The sequence below is a fragment of the Martelella sp. genome (assembly GCF_984369615.1).
Genome location: NZ_CFHTCS010000295.1, coordinates 1 through 5,553 on the forward strand (window position 1 = coordinate 1; position 5,553 = coordinate 5,553).

Annotated in this window: 5 protein-coding genes; 1 reads left to right on the forward strand and 4 read right to left on the reverse strand. The window is 63.9% G+C overall.

All coding sequences use genetic code 11. The features are described from left to right. The 3 genes from AC5DC2_RS18545 to AC5DC2_RS18555 all read right to left on the reverse strand — a co-directional run. Window positions 1–122, reverse strand: a 122-nt coding sequence (locus tag AC5DC2_RS18545) for an ABC transporter substrate-binding protein (RefSeq protein WP_491699539.1), incomplete at its 3' end; no start/stop codon positions are given. 2 nt (window positions 123–124) lie between these two features. Continuing rightward, window positions 125–715 (reverse strand): ANTAR domain-containing response regulator, encoded by a 591-nt coding sequence (locus AC5DC2_RS18550; RefSeq protein WP_200336689.1) that lies wholly within the window; start codon window positions 713–715, stop codon window positions 125–127. Between the two features lie 21 nt (window positions 716–736). Then, complete coding sequence (locus AC5DC2_RS18555; protein ID WP_491699536.1) at window positions 737–4,546, reverse strand: bifunctional nitrate reductase/sulfite reductase flavoprotein subunit alpha; 3,810 nt, start codon at window positions 4,544–4,546, stop codon at window positions 737–739. Window positions 4,547–4,841: 295 nt separating this feature from the next. Between AC5DC2_RS18555 and AC5DC2_RS18560 the strand changes: the two genes are divergently transcribed. Continuing rightward, on the forward strand, window positions 4,842–5,369 hold the full coding sequence (locus AC5DC2_RS18560) for a DUF488 domain-containing protein (protein ID WP_491699537.1): 528 nt from the start codon (window positions 4,842–4,844) through the stop codon (window positions 5,367–5,369). Window positions 5,370–5,372: 3 nt separating this feature from the next. Here the strand turns inward: AC5DC2_RS18560 and AC5DC2_RS18565 are convergent. After that, window positions 5,373–5,553: DUF6522 family protein (locus AC5DC2_RS18565; RefSeq protein WP_491699538.1), on the reverse strand; the 181-nt coding region annotated here is incomplete at its 5' end.

Below are 5,553 nucleotides of genomic sequence, written 5' to 3' on the forward strand. Positions count from 1 at the left end.
CACGAGGTTTCCCGCGTGAGGCGGACCTTGAGCCCTTCCTCGATGAAAAAGCCCTTGGCCTCCGCCGCCAGAACGATGGCGCTGTCGAGAAGCGGCACAAATCCGATTGAAAGGTCCTGCATCTCTATCTCTCCAGCATCTCGAACGTCATGATCAGGCTTTGCGCCACATCGACAATCTTGCGGTTCTGATCCATCGCCGTGCGCCGCAGCAGCGCATAGGCCTTTTCCTCATCCATGCCGCGCGATTTCATCAAAAGCGCCTTGGCGCGGTCGACCACCTTGCGGTTTTCGAGCTGGCTCTTCGCCGCCTCCAGCTCCTGCGCCATGCGCGAAAACGCGTTGAACCGGGAAATCGCCATGTCGAGGATCGGCTTGACCCGCTCCTGCTTCAGCCCGTCGACGACATAGGCCGAAACCCCGGCCTCCACGGCGGCGTGGATGGTTTCGGCATCGGACCGGTCGACGAACATCGCGATCGGCTTCTTCACCGTGCGCGACAGCACGAACAGGCTTTCGAGCATGTCGCGGTTCGGATTTTCGATATCGATCACGATCACATCCGGCGACAGCCGCTCGATCGTGCGGGCAACGCCGACCAGTTCCTCCACCACCGTCACATTATGGTGGCCGGCCTTAAGCAGGCCGTCCCGGATGATGGCGGCGCGGATCGCGTTTTCATCGATGACAAGGATCGCGAGATCACTGGTGTTCATGAGGCGGCTTCCGCAAAACGGTCAATAGACATCGCGCATATAACGTTTTTCCCTGATGAGCGTCTTAACGTAGCCTTCGGCGGCCGCTTGCGAAAGCCCGCCATGGGTCTCGGCAATCGCCCGAAGTGCTGCATCCACATCCTTCGCCATACGGCTTGCATCGCCGCAGACATAGAAATGCGCGCCCTCCTGCAGCCACTTCCAGATTTCGCGGCCGTTTTCCGCCATGCGGTGCTGGACATAGATCTTCTCCGCCTGGTCGCGCGAAAAGGCGGTGTCGAAGCGGGTCAGCAACCCGCCCTTCAGCCAGGACTCGATCTCGTCGCGATAATAATAGCCGCTGTCGCGCGATTGCTCGCCGAAGAACAGCCAGTTCGGCCCGCCCGCGCCCGCCGCCTCCCGGTCCTGCAAAAAGGCGCGGAACGGCGCGATGCCGGTGCCCGGCCCGACCATGATCGCCGGTGTTTCGGGATCGGTCGGTGGGCGGAAATGCGCCTGCTTCTTTACCGAAACGCGCACGGGCTCCGCCGCCGCCCTGTCCGCCAGAAACGCTGAGGCGACGCCCTTGCGGCTCTTTCCGTGACGGGCATGGCGCAGCACCGAAACCGTCAGGTGGATTTCGTCCGGGCTCGCCTTCGGGCTGGAGGCAATCGAATAGAGCCGCGGCTGCAGCTTTTTCAGGTGATCGCAGAACGCCTGCCCGGCAACGGGTTTCGGCGCGATGGCGACAATATCGGCAATTTGCCGACCCCACAGCCAGTCATTGAGAGCTTTCCGGTCGGCCGAACTTGTCAGCGCCTTCAGCGTTTCATGCCCGCTGAAATCCGCCCACCATTTGAGGAAATCCGGATGCGGCTGGCCGATCTCGAAATGATCGCGCAATGCCTCGCCAATGCCGATATCGTGGCCATTGATGCCGGAAATCGGCGTTTCCGCCGGCAATTGCAGAGAGGTCAGGATTTCATCGACAAGCTCGGGGCAGTTGCGCGGCATGATGGAAAGCGCATCGCCCACCTCGTAATCCGCCGCGCCATCGACCCGGAAGCCGAACTGGCGCACCTCCTTGGCGCTGCCGGAACCGCTCAGCAGCCGGTTGACGCTGAGCCTGGCCGCAACGGTCTGTGGCGGTTTCCTCCCATTGGATCGGACGGCGGTTTCAGCCGAGGCCGCCGCGCCATTCGAACGCCCGGAAAGAGCGGCCATCGCCGCTGAAACCGCGTCCCCCTCCTCGCCCGCATCCAGCGTGCGGCAGGCCGCCAGACGCGCCGCGCCGAGCGCTTCGAGCCGGGCGTCCAGCTTCCGGCCGAAGCCACAGAATTGATCATAGGAACTGTCGCCCATCGCCACCACGGCGTAACGCAGGCCATCCAGTCGCGGCGCATCCTCGCGCAAGAGCGCCGCCCAGAAATCGGTCGCATGATCGGGCGGATCGCCATCGCCGAAGGTGCTGACGATGAAGAGCACAGGGTCTTGTGTCGCCAGATCACCCAGCGAGACCGCGTCGAGCGGGCACAACGCCGCGCGGTAACCCGCCGCGCCGAGCGCGTCGCAAAGGTCGACGGCCGCCATTTCGGCAGTCCCCGTCTGCGAGGCGAAGAACACGGAGACACCGGGCCTTGATGGGTCCGCGTCCGGCTGGGTGCCCTTGCCTTCCGCCAACACCGGCACGGCCTCGGCCTTGCCCCGCGCAACCACCGGCGCATCGGGCTTGGCCGCCGCGACGCGGGCGAGTGCCACCGCCGTCACCTTGAACTCCGGCTGCAGCGATATCGGATCGACGGCATTGCCGGTCACTGCATTCACCGCCAGACCATCGCCGAACACGTCGTTCCAGTGAAACGGCGCAAACAGCGCGCCCGGCGAAACCCTGTCGGTGACGATGGCAGGCAGTATCGCTCTGCCATGGCGCGAGGTGACGGACACCCGGTCATTGTCTCCGATCCCGAGCGCCGCAGCATCGGCCGGATTGATCTCGACGAACGGCGCGGCGTTGAGCTTGTTCAGCCGGGCGACCTTGCCGGTCTTGGTCATCGTGTGCCACTGGTGTTGCAGCCGGCCGGTGTTGAGAATGAACGGGTAAACGCCATCCGGCATTTCGCGCGGACCGGCATGCGGCCGCGGCCAGAACTTCGCCCGGCCGCTTTCGGTGGCGAATTTCACCCCTCCGTCAGGCGCGCGGTAGCGAATCGGGTTGCGCGTCGTGGCTTGCCCAGCCTCGGATGCCGGCCACTGGATGCTGCCTTCCCGCAGTCGTTCATGCGTGACGCCGGAAATATCGTAGCCGGTCGCGGGATTGGAAAACCGCCGGATTTCCTTGAACACCTCTTCGGCACTCTCATAGCTGAAGGCCTTCTCATAGCCCATGGCACAGGCGACTTTCGCAATGATCTGCCAGTCCGGCAGGGCCTCGCCCGGCGCCTTCGCGGCGGCGGCCGTCAGCGCCATGTTGCGCTCGGAGTTGACCATGACGCCATCGGCCTCAAAGGAGACTGCCGCCGGCAGAAGGATATCGGCATAGGGCGTGGTTTCGGTTTCGGCATAGGCATCCTGGACCACCACGAATTCGGCGCGTTCGAGAGCCGCCGTCACCGTCTTGCGGTTGGCGACGCTTGCCACCGGATTGGTGCAGATGATCCAGGCGGCCCTGATCGCGCCCGCCGCCATCGCCTCGAACATGGCGATGGTGCCGGTGCCTTCCTCGGCGCGGATCGTTCCGGGCTCAAGCCCCCATTGCTCTTCGCAAAAGCGCCGATCCTCGGCTACCAGCGCCGAACGCTGCCCCGGAAGGCCGGGCCCCATATAGCCCATCTCGCGTCCGCCCATGGCATTCGGCTGTCCCGTCAGCGAGAACGGCCCGCTGCCGGGGCGACAGATCTTGCCCGTGGCCAGATGCAGATTGCAGATCGCATTGGTGTTGAACGTGCCCTGCACGGACTGATTGAGCCCCATGGTCCAGAACGTCATGAATTCACCGGCGGCGCGCAGCATATCGGCCGCGTCCCTGATGTCCTCGACCTTGAGACCGGTGATCGCCGCGACCCGCTCCGGCGGATAGTCGGCGAGGAATGTGGGCATTTCGGCCCAACCCTCGGTGTGGGCCTCGATAAAGGCCTGATCGATGCCGCCCGCCTCGACGATCAGATGCAGGAGGCCGTTCAGCAGAGCGAGATCGGTTCCGGGTTTCGGCGCGAGATGCAGATCGGCTTTCTCGGCCGTGGCGGTACGGCGCGGATCGACAACCACCAGCTTCGCGCCTTCTCTCACCCTGTCCATCATCCGCAGGAACAGGATCGGGTGGCAATCGGCCATGTTCGAGCCGATCACCAGAAACAGACCGGCTCTCTCGATATCGTCATAGGACCCCGGCGGCGCATCCGCGCCCAGCGACAGTTTGTAGCCGGAACCGGCGCTGGCCATGCAGAGCCTCGAATTGGATTCGATATGGCGGGTGCGCAAAAACCCCTTGGCGAGCTTGTTGGCGAGATACTGCGCCTCCATCGACATCTGGCCGGAGACATAGAGCGCAATGGCGTCGGGGCCGTGTTCATCGGCAATGGCGCGCAAGCGCTTCGCTGTCTCGGCGATCGCGGCCTCGACAGACGTGATCGCGGGCGCAACATCCGCATCCGTCCGGACCAGTGCGGTTTCGAGACGTCCCGCCGACGCGATCGCCTCATGCGCGGTCTTGCCCTTGGTGCAGAGCCGCCCGCGATTGGCCGGATGCTCTCTATCGCCGGAAAGTCGGATAATCCGCCCGCCCTCGACATCAAGCACCACGCCGCAGCCGACGCCGCAATAGGGACAGACGCTTTTGACGGTCTCTACACCCATCGCCGTCCTCCGTTCTGACAAGGACTAACGATTGACGGGAACCGGAGATGACGCGCAGAATGGATCACAGGCCGGGGTGGCATCGGCTTTCCTCGCTGTCTAAAATGAAAACAAAAAAGCCGCGGCATCGGTCGAAGCGCTCCCTTGAAGGAAACGGTTCTCAGATCCGCAGCTTTGCGATGGAATGCCCGCCATTGGACATTGATATGGTCAACGATAGTCCGACACGCGGCGACTTTCAAGCCCGACCGCTGATTTGCAGTTGCGGGGCATCACAAGGGAGGGAGACAGCACGATGCCGGTGAAGATCAAACGGGTCTATGACGAACCCGACAAGGCGGATGGCCTGCGCGTTCTCGTCGACCGGCTCTGGCCGCGCGGCCTTGCGAAGGACAAGGCCCGCATCGACCTCTGGGCCAAGGAGGTCGCGCCCTCAGGCGAATTACGCAAATGGTTCGCGCATAGAGAAGACCGGTGGGAGGATTTTCAACGGCGTTATCGCACGGAGCTTGCGGAGAATGCCGCGCTTGATGAACTTTGCGCGCGGAGCGAGAAAGACACCGTGACATTGCTCTACGCCGCCCGCGACGCATGCATCAATCATGCGCGGGTCCTCGCGGCCGTCATCGCGGAAAGGAGCGGCCGCCGCGCCGAGACGGATCAGTCGAACGAAGGCGCGGTGGAGGTGTCGTCCCCGCCCTGCTTTCTGCACGAGTTGGACCGGGCCTGGCTGGGAACGGAAAGCCGCGACGATAGCGGCGAGCCGGCAGATCCCGATGCCGACGACCAGCCCTCGCACAAGAAAACCGGCCGCCCGGAATAGCGCTCAGAGCGAGCGCCCGCCGGAGGTGACGATGCTGAACTCGTCGTCTTCGATCATGCCATCCTGGCGCACGGTCAGCCGCCAGCGGCGATTGCCGATGCGGAATGAGAGACGCCAGCGCCCCGCATCTTCGCCGTCGCCGCGTTCAACCGAAGACCGCACCTGCCCGCGCGCCGTCATCGCG

Bases quoted from the DNA above. Each gene is read 5' to 3' on its own strand.
- AC5DC2_RS18550 (WP_200336689.1), bottom strand. From the start codon at position 715: ATGAACACCAGTGATCTCGCGATCCTTGTCATCGATGAAAACGCGATC.
- AC5DC2_RS18555 (WP_491699536.1), bottom strand. From the start codon at position 4,546: ATGGGTGTAGAGACCGTCAAAAGCGTCTGTCCCTATTGCGGCGTCGGC.
- AC5DC2_RS18560 (WP_491699537.1), top strand. From the start codon at position 4,842: ATGCCGGTGAAGATCAAACGGGTCTATGACGAACCCGACAAGGCGGAT.